Genomic DNA, 14,003 nt, shown 5'->3' with positions numbered 1-14,003 from the left:
GTCCTGTTCATTGAGACGTCAGCAAAGTTGAGTCTCCTCGACTCAAGTCATTTGACAAGAGATCCTCGGGGCGGCACTCTGACACACAGCGGAAGACTGACGCCGGACGCGAGGCCCCCCGGGCCCGCCGCTCCGGCGAACGGCTAGCAAGATCCACGGAGGACGAGACATGGGACGTGCGGTCGGCATCGACCTCGGGACGACCAACTCGGTCGTCGCGATTCTGGAGGGCGGCGAGCCCACGGTGATCGCCAACGCGGAGGGGTCGCGGACCACGCCGTCCGTCGTCGCCTTCGCCAAGAACGGCGAGGTCCTCGTCGGTGAGGTGGCCAAGCGCCAGGCCGTCACCAACGTTGACCGCACCATCCGGTCGGTCAAGCGTGAGATGGGCACCGACTGGAAGCAGAAGATCGACGACAAGGAGTTCACGCCGCAGCAGATCTCGGCGTTCGTGCTCCAGAAGCTCAAGCGGGACGCCGAGTCCTACCTCGGCGAGACGGTGACCGACGCGGTCATCACCGTGCCCGCCTACTTCTCCGACCACCAGCGCCAGGCCACCAAGGAGGCCGGCCAGATCGCGGGGCTGAACGTCCTGCGCATCATCAACGAGCCGACCTCGGCCGCGCTGGCCTACCACCTGGAGAAGGAGAACGAGGCCACCATCCTGGTCTTCGACCTCGGCGGCGGCACCTTCGACGTGTCCCTGCTGGAGGTCGGCGACGGCGTCGTCGAGGTCAAGGCGACCTCCGGCGACAACCACCTCGGCGGCGACGACTGGGACAACAAGGTCGTCGAGTGGCTGGTCGAGCGCTTCAAGAACGCCAACGGCGTCGACCTGTCCAAGGACAAGATGGCCCTGCAGCGGCTCCGCGAGGCCGGTGAGAAGGCCAAGATCGAGCTGTCCAGCTCGTCCGAGACGCAGATCAACCTGCCCTACATCACGGCCTCGTCCGAGGGTCCGCTGCACCTGGACGAGAAGCTCACCCGGGCCGAGTTCCAGCGCCTCACCAGCGACCTGCTCGAGCGCACCAAGGCGCCGTTCCAGCAGGTGCTGAAGGACGCGAACATCAGCGTCGACGGCATCGACCAGGTCGTCCTGGTCGGCGGCTCGACCCGCATGCCCGCCGTCAGCGAGACGGTGAAGGAGCTGACCGGCGGCAAGGAGCCCAACAAGGGCGTCAACCCCGACGAGGTCGTCGCCATCGGAGCCTCGCTCCAGGCCGGCGTCCTGAAGGGCGAGGTCAAGGACGTCCTCCTGCTGGACGTCACCCCGCTGTCGCTCGGCATCGAGACCAAGGGCGGCATCTTCACCAAGATCATCGAGCGCAACACCACGATCCCGACCAAGCGCTCGGAGACCTTCACCACGGCCGACGACAACCAGCCGTCCGTGGAGATCCAGGTCTACCAGGGCGAGCGCGAGATCGCGGCGTACAACAAGAAGCTCGGCACCTTCCAGCTGACCGGCCTGCCCCCGGCGCCCCGCGGCGTCCCGCAGATCGAGGTCACCTTCGACATCGACGCCAACGGCATCGTGAACGTCTCCGCGAAGGACCTCGGCACCGGCAAGGAGCAGTCGATGGTCATCACCGGCGGCTCGGCGCTGCCGAAGGACGACATCAGCCGGATGATGGACGAGGCCGAGAAGTACGCCGAGGAGGACCGCAAGCGCAAGGAGGAGGCCGAGGTCCGCAACCAGGCCGACACCCTCGCGTACTCGACCGAGAAGTTCCTCCGCGAGAACGGCGACAAGGTCCCGGACGAGCTGAAGACCGAGGTCGAGGCGGGCGTCGCCGAGGTCAAGAAGGCCCTGGAGGGCACCGACGTCGAGGCGATCAAGTCCTCGGCCGAGAAGCTCGCCCAGACCAGCCAGAAGATGGGCGCCGCCATGTACGCCCAGAACCCGGAGGGCGCCGCCCAGCCGGGTGGCGAGCAGGCGGGCGCGGCGGGCGACCAGCCGCAGGACGACGAGGTCGTCGACGCCGAGATCGTGGACGACGACAAGCCGAAGGGTGACGCCAAGTGACCTCACCCCGTGAGGAACACGACGGCCCGGTGATCCGCGACCGGCGGCGCATCGACCCGGAGACGGGCAAGGTCCGGAAGGCGGGGGCGGACGAGACGTCCGCCCCCGCCCCCGGGGCCCCCGCCGAGGCGGAGAGCGGAGAGGCCGCCGCGTTCAAGCAGCAGCTGGCCGAGCGCACCGCCGACCTGCAGCGGCTGAAGGCCGAGTACGACAACTACCGCAAGCGCGTCGAGCGCGACCGCGTCGCGGTCCGCGAGCAGGCGCTCGCGAGCGTGCTCGCCGAGCTGCTGCCGGTGCTGGACGACATCGGCCGGGCTCGCGAACACAACGAGCTGAACGGTGGGTTCAAGTCGGTCGCCGAGGCGCTGGAGGGGGCGACGGGCAAGCTCGGCCTGGAGCGCTTCGGCGAGAAGGGCGAGCCGTTCGACCCGACGGTGCACGAGGCGCTGATGCACGCCTACTCGGCCGAGGTCACCGAGACCAGCGTCGCGGACGTCCTCCAGCCGGGCTACCGGATCGGCGAGCGCGTGCTGCGTCCCGCACGGGTCGCGGTCGCCGAGCCGCAGGACGGCGACGAGGCCGCCGAGGCGGAGAACGACCGCCCCGAGTAGCGGTCCCCGCGGGCCGATCGGCAAGATCCGTTCCGGGCCGTCCTCCCCCAGCGCGGGGCGCGGGACGGCCCGGGGCACCACCGGCAGCAGACAGAGGAAGACGCGGAAGGCGAGGATCTGTGAGCACCAAGGACTACCTCGAGAAGGACTACTACAAGGTCCTCGGTGTCTCGAAGACAGCCTCGCAGGACGAGATCAAGAAGGCGTACCGCAAGCTCGCCCAGCAGTACCACCCGGACCGCAACAAGGGCGACGCCGACGCCGAGGACCGCTTCAAGGAGGTCTCCGAGGCGAACAGCGTCCTGTCGGACGAGCAGCGCCGCAAGGAGTACGACCAGGTCCGCTCGATGCCGAGCGGGTTCCGGGGCGCCGGCGGCGGGCAGGGCGGCGGCTTCGGTTTCGACCTGGGGGACCTCTTCGGGCAGGGCGGCCCGACGCCGGGCGGCGCCGGGACGCACGGCGCCGGCGAGCGCATAGGCGACCTGTTCGGCGGCCTGTTCAACCGCGGCGGCACCCGCACCGGCACGTCCGCACGGCGGGCCCGGCGCGGCGCCGACGTCGAGACCGAGGTGACGCTGCCGTTCGGCCGCGCCATGAACGGCGTGACCGTGCCGCTGAAGCTGACCAGCGAGGCGGCCTGTCCCACCTGCCACGGCACCGGCGCGAAGGCCGGCACCGTCCCGCGGGTGTGCCCCAACTGCGAGGGCACCGGGCAGGAGACCCGCAACCTCGGCAACTTCGGGTTCAGCGAGCCCTGCCACATCTGCCGCGGACGCGGCCTGGTCGTCGACGACCCGTGCCCGACCTGCAGCGGCAGCGGACGCGCGACCGGCACCCGCACCATCCAGGCCCGCATCCCGGCGGGCGTCGCCGACGGGCAGAAGATCCGCCTCAAGGGCAAGGGCGCGCCCGGCGAGAACGGCGGCCCCGCGGGCGACCTGTACGTGAACATCAAGGTCACGCCGCACAAGGTGTTCGGCCGCAGCGGCGACAACCTCACCCTGACCGTCCCGGTGACCTTCCCCGAGGCCGCGCTCGGCGCGGAGATCAGGGTGCCGACCTTCCAGGGACAGCCGGTCACCCTGCGCGTCCCGGAGGGCACGCCCAACGGGCGGACGTTCCGGGTGCGCGGACGCGGCGCGGCACGGCGCGACGGCACCAAGGGCGACCTGCTGGTCACGGTGGACGTCCAGGTGCCGGGCAAGCTCGACGACCAGACCCGCACGGCGCTGGAGTCGCTGCGGTCGTCCGGTGAGGGCGACGACCTGCGCGGCGGACTGCTCCAGCAGGCCGGGGAGGAGTAGGTGCACCATGGACCCCTTCGGCGATGACACGCCGGTCTATGTGATCTCGGTGGCGGCGCAGCTGTCCGGACTGCACCCGCAGACGCTGCGCACCTACGACCGACTGGGCCTGGTGTCCCCCGGCCGCACCCAGGGCCGGGGACGCCGCTACTCCATGCGCGACATCGTCGCGCTCCGCGAGATCCAGCGGCTCTCGCAGGAGGAGGGCGTCAACCTCTCCGGCATCAAGCACATCCTGGAACTGCAGCGCGAGAACGCGCGGCTCGGCGACGAGCTCCAGCGCGCCCGCGACACCCTGCAGGACCTCGCCAACGAACTCGAATCGACCCGCGCGGTCGCGGCGCGCCTCGCGCAGCAGCGCCGACGCGGTGAATCCGGTGACGCTCCCGGGGGAGACCTCGTGCCCATCCGCGCGACGGGCGTGGTCGTCTGGCACGAGCGGGGCCGGGAGCACTGAGGGGACAGCCGAACATGGACTACAAGCTCACCCAGAAGTCCCAGGAGGCGGTGTCGCTCGCGGTGCGCCGCGCGGCCGCCGAGGGGAACCCGCAGGTCGAACCGCCGCACCTGCTCGTCGCGCTGATCCAGCTGACCGACGGCACGGCCGTCCCGCTGCTGGAGGCCGTCGGCGCGGACTGGAAGGCCGTCCGCAGCCGGGCCGAGGAGCAGCTCGCGGCGCTGCCGAAGGCGGCCGGTTCGACCGTGTCGTCCCCGCAGATGTCGCGGCAGCTGATCGTCGCGGTGAACACCGCCGCCAACCGCGCCCGCCAGCTCGAGGACGAGTACGTCTCCACCGAGCACCTGCTGGTCGGCCTCGCCGCCGACGGCGGGCCGGTCGCGGGGCTGCTGAAGGAGTACGGCGCGACCCCGAACGCGCTGCTGGAGGCGTTCGAGAAGGTCCGCGGGCACGCCCGCGTCACCTCCGAGAACCCCGAGGACACCTTCCAGGCGCTGGAGAAGTACGGCGTCGACCTGACCGCCGCCGCGCGCGAGGGCGACCTCGACCCGGTGATCGGCCGCGACGCCGAGATCCGGCGCGTCGTGCAGGTGCTCTCCCGGCGGACCAAGAACAACCCGGTGCTGATCGGCGAGCCCGGCGTCGGCAAGACCGCCGTCGTCGAGGGCCTCGCCCAGCGGATCGTGGCCGGTGACGTGCCCGAGTCGCTGCGCGGCAAGACGCTGGTCTCGCTCGACCTCGGCGCGATGGTCGCGGGCGCCAAGTACCGCGGCGAGTTCGAGGAGCGGCTCAAGGCCGTCCTGAACGAGATCAAGGAGTCCGAGGGGCGGGTCGTCACGTTCATCGACGAGCTGCACACGGTCGTCGGCGCGGGCGCGAGCGAGGGCTCGATGGACGCCGGCAACATGCTGAAGCCGATGCTGGCCCGCGGCGAGCTGCGCATGATCGGCGCGACCACCTTGGACGAGTACCGCGAGCGGATCGAGAAGGACCCGGCCCTCGAACGCCGGTTCCAGCAGGTCTTCGTGGGCGAGCCGTCCGTCGAGGACACCGTCGCGATCCTGCGCGGGCTGAAGGGCCGGTACGAGGCGCACCACAAGGTGCAGATCAACGACTCGGCGCTGGTCGCCGCCGCGACGCTGTCCGACCGGTACATCACCTCCCGGTTCCTGCCGGACAAGGCGATCGACCTGGTGGACGAGGCGGCATCCCGGCTGCGCATGGAGATCGACTCCCGGCCGGTCGAGATCGACGAGCTGCAGCGCTCGGTCGACCGGCTGAAGATGGAGGAGATGGCGCTCGCGAAGGAGACCGACGCGGCGTCCGTCCAGCGCCTGGAGCGCCTCCGCAAGGACCTGGCCGACAAGCAGGAGCACCTGAACGTCCTGAACTCCCGCTGGGAGAAGGAGAAGGCCGGGCTGAACCGGGTCGGCGAGGTCAAGGAGCGCATCGACGCGATGCGCGGCGAGGCCGAGCGGGCGCAGCGCGAGGGCGACTACGAGACCGCGTCCCGGCTCACCTACGCCGAGATCCCGCAGCTCGAGAAGGAGCTGGCCGAGGCGTCCGCCGAGCAGGACGACCAGGCGCACGCCATGGTGAAGGAGGAGGTCGGCCCGGACGACGTCGCCGACGTCGTCGCGTCCTGGACGGGCATCCCCGCCGGCCGCCTGATGGAGGGCGAGACCGCCAAGCTGCTCCGCATGGAGGACGAGCTGGGCCGCCGCCTCATCGGCCAGCGCACCGCCGTGACGGCCGTGTCGGACGCCGTCCGCCGCGCCCGCGCGGGCATCTCCGACCCGGACCGTCCGACCGGTTCGTTCCTGTTCCTCGGCCCGACCGGCGTCGGCAAGACCGAGCTGGCGAAGGCCCTCGCGGAGTTCCTGTTCGACGACGAGCGGGCGATGACCCGCATCGACATGTCGGAGTACTCCGAGAAGCACGCGGTGGCCCGCCTGGTCGGCGCGCCTCCCGGCTACGTCGGCTACGAGGAGGGCGGCCAGCTCACCGAGGCCGTCCGGCGGCGCCCGTACTCGGTCGTCCTGCTGGACGAGGTGGAGAAGGCGCACCCCGAGGTCTTCGACATCCTGCTCCAGGTCCTCGACGACGGCCGCCTCACCGACGGCCAGGGCCGCACGGTGGACTTCCGGAACACGATCCTGATCCTGACGTCCAACATCGGCTCCCAGTTCCTCGTCGACCCGGCCCTGGAGAACGGCGCCAAGCGCGAGGCGGTCATGGCGGCCGTCCGGAACTCCTTCAAGCCCGAGTTCCTGAACCGCCTGGACGACGTGATCGTCTTCGACGCCCTGTCCACTGACGAGCTCACCAGCATCGTCGACCTCCAGATCGCCCGCCTGGCCCGCCGCCTGGCCGACCGCCGCCTGCGCCTCACGGTGACCGACGCCGCCGGCGAGTGGCTGGCCCTGACCGGCTACGACCCGCTCTACGGCGCCCGTCCCCTCCGCCGCCTCGTCCAGACCGCCATCGGCGACCGCCTGGCCAAGGAACTCCTCTCCGGCACCATCCAGGACGGCGACGAGGTCCGAGTCGACCTCGACGAACTCGCCGACACCCTCACCGTCACCCCATCCCGAACCCCCGCTGCCACAGCCTGACACCAAGAAAGGGGGCGCCCCAAGCGCCCCCTTTCCCATACCCACGACGAGAACCTCGCCGTCACCGGCAGCAACGCGCCCGGGCCACGCGTGGCGCGCTCCCTGGTCTACGCGCCCGGGCCACGCGCGGGGTCAGCGCTTGGCGCGGAGCTCCTCGGTGGCTTCCTGGAACGCGTCGGCGGCGCGGTCGAAGTAGTCGAACAGCAGCGCCCGCTGCTCCGGCGTGTAGTCCTGGATGATCGCGCCGATCCGCTGCCGCACCGGCGCGAGCGCCTCGTCCAGCCCGGACGGCTGCGCGACCAGCTCGACGATGACCTTCCGCCGGTCCTCCGCGTCCGGCACCCGCCGCACGTACCCGGCCTGCTCCAGCCGATCGACCAGCCGCGTCGTCGGCCCGGTCGTCAGCCCGGCCCGGCGTCCCAGCTCCCCGGGCGTCAAAGCCCCGAACAACTTGAGGATGTTCAGGGCATAGAGATCCGTGGCCCCCAGATCAACGGCCTTCGCACTCGCCTGCCCATGCAGCATCAGCGCACTCAAGTACCGCTGATAAACCGCCGACGGATCCCCACCAGCCACCAGCCCCACCCCTCCCACCCAGAAAAGCTTCCCAAAAGCAGCAACTTCACCAAGGAAGCTACCACTCCCCCTCCCAAGGTGAGGCGCCCCCGCGACCGCAGCCAACCAAGAACACCAAGCCCAAGGAGGCCGGGCAAGGCACCCGAAGGCGGGGCCTCCCGGAGCTGGGCCGGGGCGAAGGGGCACCCGGGCGGAGCGGCCAAGGTGGGAGTGGTCGGGCAGGCACGCCCACGAGGCCCCCGGGCAAAGCGCACTGGCCGAAGGCACACCGCGCACAGGCACCTGGGCCCCGAGGTGGAGGCCCGGACGGAAGGCCGGAGTTGGGCGGAGTTGGGCGGGGCGGAGTGGGTTAGGGGTGGGTGGGGTTTGTGCCGGCCAGGAAGCGGTCCAGGCCGTAGTCGAACTCGTCCTGGGGGATGTTGAGGTTGGGGCGGGCTTCGCGCTGGGCCTTGTAGAGCCTGGCCAGGCGGGGGTGGGCCTCCATGGCATGTTCCATGGCGGGGCGGATCTGGTCCAGCCACTCCTCCTCGGTCTGGCCGCTGCGGGCGAGGGCCAGGAGCCAGGCGGCCTCGGACGTCGTCCAGCCGATGACGTAGGCGAACAGCGCCTTCACGACGCCGTTGCCCTCCTCCAGCGCGAAGCCGGCGTCCTCGAACAGGCCGAGCATCTCGTCGGTCAGGCGCGTGACGTTGGGGCCGAGGTAGGACGAGCCGACCAGGCCGAGGATGGGCGCGATCCACGGATGGCGCAGGATCATCTGCCGCATCTCGTGCGCGAGGGCCCTGACGGCCTGCCGCCATTCGGCGGGGTCGTCGAGGGCGGGGACGCGCAGCTCGCCGTAGATCTCGTCCACCACGAGCTCGAGCAGCTGGTCCTTGTTGGCGACGTGCCGGTAGAGGGACGTCGCACCCGCGTTCAGGGCCTGGCCGAGCTTGCGCATGCTCAGCGCGTCCACCCCCTCGGCGTCCAGAAGCCCGATCGCCTCGGCGACGATCTGCTCCCGGCTCAGCGCCGGACGGGCGTTCCGGCTCTTCTCCGGACGTGCCCAGACCGAGGAGATCACCTGGTCGTCGGCCATCTGCGGCCTCCTTTCGGATCGAGTCCAGTCTAGCGCACGCCGTACCCACTTGCGCACACCGTTCCGGCATGCGTACAGTGTTCCCAACGACGCGAACACTGTACGCACCCCCCGGGAGACGAGATGAACCGCAGTCCACGACGCTGGTGGATCCTTCTGGTGCTCTGCCTGAGCACCCTGGTCCTGGTCGTCGACAACATGGCGCTGAACGTGGCGATCCCGCCGCTCACCGAGGACCTCGGGGCCGGCGCGCAGGACATCCAGTGGATCCTGGACTCCTACATCCTGGTCTTCGCCGGGCTCCTCCTCACCGCGGGCAGCCTGTCCGACCGCTTCGGCCGGCGCCGGGTGATGATCATCGGGTTGGCGCTGTTCGGGATCGCCTCGCTGGCGGGCACGCTCGCCGAGTCCCCGGGGATGCTGATCGCGGCGCGGGCGGTGATGGGCGTCGGCGGCGCGCTGATCCTGCCCAGCACCCTGTCCATCCTGATCACGGTGTTCGACGAGGACGAGCGGCCGAAGGCGATGGCGGCCTGGGGCGTCGTCTCCATGGTCGGCCTGGTCGGCGGACCGATCCTCGGCGGTGTCCTGATCGCGCACTTCTGGTGGGGCGCGGTCTTCCTGATCAACGTTCCGATCGCCGCCGTCTCCATCGTCGCCGCCGCCACGCTGATGCCGGAGTCCCGGGGCCCGTGGCGCAGGCCCGACCCGCTGGGCATGGTCCTGTCGGCCACCGGGATGGTCGCCCTGGTCTGGACGATCATCGAGTTCCCGAAGAACGGCATGGACGCGCACACCCTGGTCGGCGGCGCCCTCGCCGTGGCCGCCCTCGTCGGCTTCGTGGTCTGGGAGACCAAGGTCGAGTCGCCGATGGTCCCGCTGGGCCTGTTCCGCGACCGCGACTTCGCCGGCGGCAGCCTCTCGCTCACCCTGGTCGAGATCGGCAACGGCGGGCTGCTGCTCGCGCTCACCCAGTACCTGCAGTTCGTCCTCGGTTACTCGCCCATGAAGACCGGCCTCTCCTTCATCCCCATCGCGGTCGCGGCCCTGCTGTTCAACGGCCTCGGCGCGAGCATGGTCGGCAAGCTCGGCAACCGGATCACCGCCGTCACCGGCCTGCTGGTCGTCGCCGCCGGGTTCGGGACCCTCTCCACCGTCTCCCCCGGCGACGGCTACTGGACGGTCGCGGTCGGCCTGTTCCTCATGGGCGCCGGCAGCGGCCTGGCGATGCCCGCGACCATCGGCGCGCTGATGGGCGCGGTTCCCGAGGAGCACGCCGGAGTCGGCTCGGCCCTGAACGACACCATCCAGCAGGCGGGCGCGGCCCTCGGCGTCGCGCTGCTCGGCACCGTCCTCACCAGCGCCTACGGCGCGGCAATGCCCGACGGCACGCCGGAGCAGGCCCGCAAGTCCATCGGCGACGCCCTCGCCGTCGCCGCCCGGACCGGCGACGCCTCCCTGATCCACGAAGCCCGGGACGCCTTCACCACGGCCATGGCCACCACGTTCCTCGCCAGCCTGGCCGGGGTCGTCTCCGCGACCGTCCTCGCCCTCTTCGTCATGCGGTCCCGCACCGCCCCCGCAGCCGACACCACGGCCACCACCGACACCATCGCCGCCAACGACACCGTGGCGGCCAACGACGACACGACCGCCGGCGCCGCTGCCGCCACCGACGCCAGGTCGGCCGATGACACCGTTGCGACCGACCACACCGACGTGGCCGAGATGACCAACGCGGTCAGCGAGGCAGCCAGCACCATCGCCCGACCGACCGGTGTCATCCCGGTCGCCGACGACGCCGCGGCCACCGCGAAGGCGACCGCCATCGCCGGGAACGTGACGGCGGGCGCGACCGACGCCGCCGGGATCGCGACCTTCGAAATCCCCACCGAGAACCCCTCCCCCATCCGGAAGTCCTGAGCCTCGGCCCGTCCCCCCGGACGGGCCGCTCGGGATCCAGCCTGGCCGGACGGAGCCCCCGTTCGAAAGCCGGTCCCCAACCTGTGGATAACTCCCGCTGAGCCGCCGATCCGCCTGAGGACGGCGGCTCAGGGCTGTGCGTGGCGCGCGACGGCCTGCCGCGCGATCGTCTGGACGGGGTTAGGCGGAGGCGGTAGCACGCCCGCCGCCAGGACCGCCCCGACCAGTGCACCGATCAGGACGATGCGACGCGGACGGACCTCGGTGCGGCTGTTCTCCCTCATGCCACCGAATCTAGGGATGCGCGCATGCTGGAGACATGGGACCAGCACCCCAAATCCATGGTGGGGCCTGCCCCACCATGGGCGAGTACAAGTACCTAGGTGGCACCCACCCGACACATAGCCCTTTCCCGATAGAAATAGACACGTGCCTGCATTGATCGCTCCGAACGCACGGGTCCGGCTCTCGTTTCTCGCCGCGATGGCGGAGTTCCGCGCGGAGGGCCGTGGGGCGCCCGAGGACGACAGCTGGCTCGGGCGGGACATCCGCGTCTACGGGGGCGAATGGGACGAGCCGGAGCCGTTCGGCCGGTTCGTCCGGCACGTCCGCTCGCTGGCCTTGGACGAGACGCCGCGCCCGCCCGAGCACGTCCCCACGACGATCCTGTGGTGGGTGGACGGGGACGAGTTCGTCGGGCGGCTGACCCTCAGGCATCGGCTGAACCCCTGGTTGCTCGAGTCGAACGGGCACGTAGGCTACGACGTCCGGCCGTCGGCCCGCCGTCGCGGGCACGCGAGCGCGATGCTCGGGGCGGCTCTACCCATCGCGCGCGGGCTCGGCATCGAGCAGCTGCTCGTCACCTGTGACACTGACAACACCGCGTCACGTTCCGTCATCGAGCGGAACGGCGGTGTTCTGGAGGACCGTCGTGGGATCAAGCTGCGCTATTGGGTCCCCTGCTCCCCCACGTCCTGACGGATTCATCCGTTTTCCCTGCTCTCACCATGGTGGACGGGCCCGATAGTCGAACGTGCCAACCCATGGACGGGGACGGCTCGCATCCAGTAGAGAGGCGAGTTATGACCGCATTGGTACTTGGACCTCTCCTCCGGCATGTCGGCGAAAGCACCGCGACCGTGTGGGTGGAGACCGACCGTCCATGCCGGGTGCTCGTGCGCGCGGGGGACGTGGAGGCGGGGGCGGAGACGTTCACCATCCACGGACATCACTTCGCGCTCGTCGAGGTCGGCGGTCTCGCTCCCGGCGCGCGTGTTCCGTACCAGGTGGAACTGAACGGCGCCCGCGTCTGGCCCGAAGAGGGTTCCACGTTCCCCGACAGTCAGCTGCGCACGCTCGATCCGTCCGGCACATTGCGCGTCTCGTTCGGCTCATGCCGCCGCTCTCCGGACCGTGAGGGCAAGGCCGGTTTCGACACTCTCGCCGCTCTCGCGCACCACCTCGTACGTGGGGACACGGCGTGGCCCGACATCCTGCTCATGGTCGGCGACCAGGTGTACGCGGACGAACTCGATCCGGCGATGCGCGAGATCGTGCGCGCGCGACGCGACGGACGCCAAACCGGCACCGCCGAGCCCAGCACACCAGCGAACCGTGGCGGTACATCTGGAACCGGCGAGGTTGCGGAGCCAAAGCCACCCGCCGAGGCGTGTCCGGATGATGAGATCGCCGACTTCGAGGAGTACACGCAGCTCTACCGTCTCGCTTGGCGCGAGGATCCGGCCGTGCGTTGGCTGCTGTCCACGGTGCCCTCGCTCACGGTGTTCGACGACCACGACATCCGCGACGACTGGAACACCTCGTACACGTGGCGGCAGCAGATGTGGGCGCTGCCGTGGTGGCGGGACCGCATCGTCGGCGGCATCAGCTCGTATTGGGTTTATCAGCACCTGGGGAACCTCTCGCCTGAAGAACGCATGGCGAACGAGGTGTTCACGGCCGTCCGGGAGGCGTCCGCCAGCAGCGGCGACAGCGGCAAGGTTCTGGACGAGTTCGCTGAGCGCGCCGACCGGGAGCCCGCGACGGCGCGTTGGAGCTACGCGCACGAGTGGGGACGGACGCGCCTGGTCGTCGTCGACAGCCGATGCTCGCGGCTGCTGACGCCGGAACGACGCGGCATGCTCGACGACGAGGAGTTCGACTGGCTGGACAGGCAGTTCCAGGGCGACGTGGACCATCTGCTGGTCGCGTCGTCCCTGCCGTACCTGCTCGCGCCCGCCATTCACCACGCGGAGTCGTGGAACGAGGCCGTCGCGGAGGGCGCGTGGGGCACCCGCGCCGCGGGCGCGGGGGAGAAGATCCGGCAGGCCGCCGACCTGGAGCACTGGGCCGCGTTCGAACGTTCCTTCAGAGAGGTCGCGAACGACGTCATCGCCGTGGCACGCGGCGAGCGGGGTACCGCGCCCGCCACAGTCGCCTTTCTCTCCGGTGACGTCCACTACTCCTACCTGGCCCGTGTGACCTCCCCCGACATGGCTTCCGACGTCGTGCAGGTCGTGTGCTCACCGCTGCGCAACCCGCTCCCCGGCAAGTACCAGTGGGCGAACCGCTTCGCGTGCGCACGAGGCGTGGGAATGCCGTTCCGTTGGCTCGCCCGCATGGCGCGTGTTCCGCGCCCGCCGCTGCGGTGGCGCATCACGGACGGCCCCTGGTTCGACAACGCGATCGCGACGGTCGAGCTGACCGGGCGCGACAGCCGCGTCCAATGGCAGTCGCCCACCACGCCCACGGAGTTGACGCAGATTTCCACGATCTCGATAACCCGGTGAGGTGTGTCCGTTCCGCCCCCTCCTGAATCGGAACGGACACCCCCATCGGGGCCATCGGCGCCAGCCCCGCCCCCTCGCCGGGGCTGGCGACACCGATGGCCTCCGTCGGCCGGAATTGCCTGGGTCCGGCCGCTCAACGAGGCTGCGGGTCGAGCAGGGAAAGTGCGTCCTCACGCGCGCACGGGAGGCACTCCACCCACATCAGGAATCGTCCGGCGAGAGCGTCGCGGCCCATCGTCCGGACGATCCGACCGTGCAGGATTCTCAGGCGGCGAGACAGGTGCGGCGAAAGCGGCGCAAGAACAGCCGCACGCCCGGGGCCAATCTGCGCGAGGGTTTCTCCGTGGCGGAACACAGCGCGTAGCTCGTAGGCGACGACAATGGCGTGAGCCAGCTTCCGCCACGGTTCGCAGTCGTCGGCGAGGTCGAGCATGACCAGGCAGTGAGTTTCGGACGGCCGCCGCCCGTCCAGGTCTCCCGCCGCGTACAGCTCGGTCAGGCGCGCGCGGGCCGCACACGCCATCTCCTCCACGGCAGGGGCCCACCAGTCGTCCGGCGCCCCCCATCCCGCCTCCGCGCTTCGCCGCCTCCATGTCTCCACGAGGAGACTCGCCGGATTGTCGC

At 70.6% G+C, this 14,003-nt stretch carries 12 protein-coding genes; 8 read left to right on the top strand and 4 right to left on the bottom strand.

Features of this window, described 5'->3' with window-relative positions:
- The first annotated feature begins 169 nt into the window (after positions 1-169).
- The 5 genes from dnaK (at position 170) to clpB (ending at position 7,013) form a co-directional block, all read left to right on the top strand.
- Positions 170-2,026 carry a molecular chaperone DnaK gene (dnaK, locus tag P696_RS0113075; protein ID WP_026412697.1) on the top strand — a complete coding sequence of 619 codons (1,857 nt, stop codon included), beginning with the start codon at positions 170-172 and terminating at the stop codon, positions 2,024-2,026.
- The gene (grpE, locus tag P696_RS0113070; RefSeq protein ID WP_026412696.1) at positions 2,023-2,637 is read left to right on the top strand and encodes a nucleotide exchange factor GrpE; all 615 of its coding nucleotides are present in this window, start codon (positions 2,023-2,025) and stop codon (positions 2,635-2,637) included. Before dnaK ends, grpE begins: the two co-directional genes overlap by 4 nt.
- Before the next feature lie 119 nt (positions 2,638-2,756).
- Positions 2,757-3,941 (top strand): molecular chaperone DnaJ, encoded by a 1,185-nt coding sequence (gene dnaJ / locus P696_RS0113065; RefSeq protein ID WP_026412695.1) that lies wholly within the window; start codon positions 2,757-2,759, stop codon positions 3,939-3,941.
- Between the two features lie 7 nt (positions 3,942-3,948).
- Positions 3,949-4,398, top strand: coding sequence for a heat shock protein transcriptional repressor HspR (locus tag P696_RS0113060; RefSeq protein ID WP_026412694.1), 450 nt, complete (start codon positions 3,949-3,951; stop codon positions 4,396-4,398).
- Between the two features lie 14 nt (positions 4,399-4,412).
- Complete coding sequence (clpB, locus tag P696_RS0113055) at positions 4,413-7,013, top strand: ATP-dependent chaperone ClpB (RefSeq protein ID WP_026412693.1); 2,601 nt, start codon at positions 4,413-4,415, stop codon at positions 7,011-7,013.
- 132 nt (positions 7,014-7,145) lie between these two features.
- On the opposite strand, the gene P696_RS0113050 is transcribed toward clpB, so the two are convergent.
- Positions 7,146-7,538: a MarR family winged helix-turn-helix transcriptional regulator gene (locus tag P696_RS0113050; RefSeq protein ID WP_084337381.1), complete on the bottom strand. Its 393-nt coding sequence runs from the start codon at positions 7,536-7,538 to the stop codon at positions 7,146-7,148.
- A gap of 400 nt (positions 7,539-7,938) precedes the next feature.
- Positions 7,939-8,667, bottom strand: a complete 729-nt coding sequence (locus P696_RS0113045) for a TetR/AcrR family transcriptional regulator (protein ID WP_026412691.1) — start codon at positions 8,665-8,667, stop codon at positions 7,939-7,941.
- A gap of 123 nt (positions 8,668-8,790) precedes the next feature.
- Here P696_RS0113045 and P696_RS45145 point away from each other — a divergent pair, with 123 nt between their 5' ends.
- Positions 8,791-10,590, top strand: coding sequence for an MFS transporter (locus tag P696_RS45145; RefSeq protein ID WP_084337379.1), 1,800 nt, complete (start codon positions 8,791-8,793; stop codon positions 10,588-10,590).
- Between the two features lie 128 nt (positions 10,591-10,718).
- Here the strand turns inward: P696_RS45145 and P696_RS55850 are convergent, their stop codons facing one another.
- On the bottom strand, positions 10,719-10,874 hold the full coding sequence (locus P696_RS55850; protein ID WP_157429664.1) for a hypothetical protein: 156 nt from the start codon (positions 10,872-10,874) through the stop codon (positions 10,719-10,721).
- A 145-nt stretch (positions 10,875-11,019) separates the two neighbouring features.
- Between P696_RS55850 and P696_RS0113035 the strand changes: the two genes are divergently transcribed.
- The gene (locus P696_RS0113035) at positions 11,020-11,568 is read left to right on the top strand and encodes a GNAT family N-acetyltransferase (RefSeq protein WP_026412690.1); all 549 of its coding nucleotides are present in this window, start codon (positions 11,020-11,022) and stop codon (positions 11,566-11,568) included.
- A 65-nt stretch (positions 11,569-11,633) separates the two neighbouring features.
- Positions 11,634-13,379, top strand: coding sequence for an alkaline phosphatase D family protein (locus P696_RS0113030; RefSeq protein ID WP_483756976.1), 1,746 nt, complete (start codon positions 11,634-11,636; stop codon positions 13,377-13,379).
- A gap of 133 nt (positions 13,380-13,512) precedes the next feature.
- Here the strand turns inward: P696_RS0113030 and P696_RS0113025 are convergent, their stop codons facing one another.
- Positions 13,513-13,911, bottom strand: a complete 399-nt coding sequence (locus P696_RS0113025; RefSeq protein ID WP_026412688.1) for a hypothetical protein — start codon at positions 13,909-13,911, stop codon at positions 13,513-13,515.
- Between the last annotated feature and the right edge of the window lie 92 nt (positions 13,912-14,003).

The sequence above is a fragment of the Actinomadura oligospora ATCC 43269 genome (assembly GCF_000518265.1).
In the GTDB taxonomy this organism is placed as follows: domain Bacteria; phylum Actinomycetota; class Actinomycetes; order Streptosporangiales; family Streptosporangiaceae; genus Spirillospora; species Spirillospora oligospora.
This window is presented reverse-complemented; position numbering and strand designations above follow the sequence as displayed.

What these genes read in the sequence shown, in the direction of transcription:
- dnaK (WP_026412697.1), top strand. Translation starts at nt 170, where the DNA reads ATGGGACGTGCGGTCGGCATCGACCTCGGGACGACCAACTCGGTCGTC.
- P696_RS0113060 (WP_026412694.1), top strand. Translation starts at nt 3,949, where the DNA reads ATGGACCCCTTCGGCGATGACACGCCGGTCTATGTGATCTCGGTGGCG.
- clpB (WP_026412693.1), top strand. Translation starts at nt 4,413, where the DNA reads ATGGACTACAAGCTCACCCAGAAGTCCCAGGAGGCGGTGTCGCTCGCG.
- P696_RS0113050 (WP_084337381.1), bottom strand. Translation starts at nt 7,538, where the DNA reads ATGCTGCATGGGCAGGCGAGTGCGAAGGCCGTTGATCTGGGGGCCACG.
- P696_RS0113045 (WP_026412691.1), bottom strand. Translation starts at nt 8,667, where the DNA reads ATGGCCGACGACCAGGTGATCTCCTCGGTCTGGGCACGTCCGGAGAAG.
- P696_RS45145 (WP_084337379.1), top strand. Translation starts at nt 8,791, where the DNA reads ATGAACCGCAGTCCACGACGCTGGTGGATCCTTCTGGTGCTCTGCCTG.
- P696_RS55850 (WP_157429664.1), bottom strand. Translation starts at nt 10,874, where the DNA reads ATGAGGGAGAACAGCCGCACCGAGGTCCGTCCGCGTCGCATCGTCCTG.
- P696_RS0113030 (WP_483756976.1), top strand. Translation starts at nt 11,634, where the DNA reads ATGGACGGGGACGGCTCGCATCCAGTAGAGAGGCGAGTTATGACCGCA.